This is a genomic window from Priestia sp. P5_B4 (assembly GCF_056400385.1).
The window spans coordinates 1-1,445 of the sequence record NZ_JBFULJ010000932.1; the positions used below are offsets into that span (position 1 = coordinate 1).

A 1,445-nucleotide genomic window follows, 5' to 3' on the forward strand; every position below is an offset into this window, starting at 1 on the left:
GCACCCCATTAACCCCAGCACTAAAGCGATTGTAATGGTTCCCGTTGTTATCTTGCTTATGTTCCTCATGTTGAAACTCCATTTCTATTTGTTTATTACTTACATATAAAAACTATATCATATAAATGGAATATTTATCTAATTATAGTTTTAGCAAATTCTAATTAGGTGTGAAATCCCCTTTAGATAAATCCAAAAAAGTATTATAATGGAATTTGTGAAAAAAATAGTATTAAATGGAGGAATCATCATGAAAGTAAGACTGCTGCTAGGAATACTCCTAGCATTCTTGTTCATTCTGGCTGGATGCAACAAGGAGACGGACACTGCCCAGCATAAGAAAGAGAAAACAAAGGATGAAAAAATAAAAATAGTAGAAGAAAAAAGTTATACACTTGTAGATTCCATCACTCATGATAACGTACTGAGCTATTCTGCGGTTATAAAAAATGAAAGTGACAAAACGCTTAATGTAAACGATACAACAATAAAATATGTAAACAAAACTGGAAAAGTCCTTGATCCGCATATTATTCCAAGTGACCCCGACGTTCATCTTGCTCCCTATGTACTAAAGCCGGGCGAGGAAGGCTACATTTCAGCAGAAGGAATTATTAATAAAGAACCAGATACATATAATGTAAAGGTCAAGATTAATCCGATAAAGCCTGCAAGTAATGTACAGAGCTTGAAAATTAAAGGCGACGCAATGAGTCAGGAAAAAGAGAATCACATCCTACATATCAAAGGAACAGCTACAAACAATACCAAAGAATCTACTGAATACATTCTGGTTGTTGGAGCCTTATATGGAAAACAAAATGAGTTTATAGGAACTATATTTCAATCCGAAGAAGCGCAGCTGACTCCTGGAAAATCCATTCCTTTTGACGCTACTTCATCACAAATCCCTGATAAAGAACTAGCAAAAGTGAAAAAATATAAAATAGTAGCTTCTACGTATCAAGAGTAAAAGAGTCTTCACATCAGACTCTTTTTGTTATTAATTTGACTTTATTTAAAGGAGGAAATCAATATGTCTGGAATTGCTAACACCCCCGAACCGCCTTATTATGCCGTTATTTTTGCTTCTGAAAGAACAGAAGGTGAGAAGGGTTATGGAATCATGGCAGATAAAATGGTAGAGCTTGCATCTAAACAAAGAGGCTTTCTAGGAATAGAAAGTGCCAGGGACAAAGACTTAGGCATTACCATTTCATATTGGGATTCCTTAAAATCAATCAAAATGTGGAAAGAAAACTCAGCCCACCGCGCAGCCCAGCACAAAGGAAAAAAAGAATGGTATCAAAAGTTTTCGCTTAGGGTTTGTAAAGTGGAAAGACATAGCTTTTTTGAGATGTAGGGCGTATATGCTTAATTGTTTTAAAAAGGGGAGAAGCCGTTATGTTTTATGGCGTTATAGGATTTATAGCCGTTTTATCACG

General features: G+C 35.4%; 2 protein-coding genes. Both read left to right on the forward strand.

From position 1 onward, the window contains the following. The first annotated feature begins 250 nt into the window (after nt 1-250). Nucleotides 251-973: an FxLYD domain-containing protein gene (locus tag AC1DRF_RS27595; RefSeq protein WP_427075828.1), complete on the forward strand. Its 723-nt coding sequence runs from the start codon at nt 251-253 to the stop codon at nt 971-973. Nucleotides 974-1,036: 63 nt separating this feature from the next. After that, on the forward strand, nt 1,037-1,363 hold the full coding sequence (locus AC1DRF_RS27600) for an antibiotic biosynthesis monooxygenase family protein (RefSeq protein WP_427075829.1): 327 nt from the start codon (nt 1,037-1,039) through the stop codon (nt 1,361-1,363). Nucleotides 1,364-1,445 lie beyond the last annotated feature (82 nt).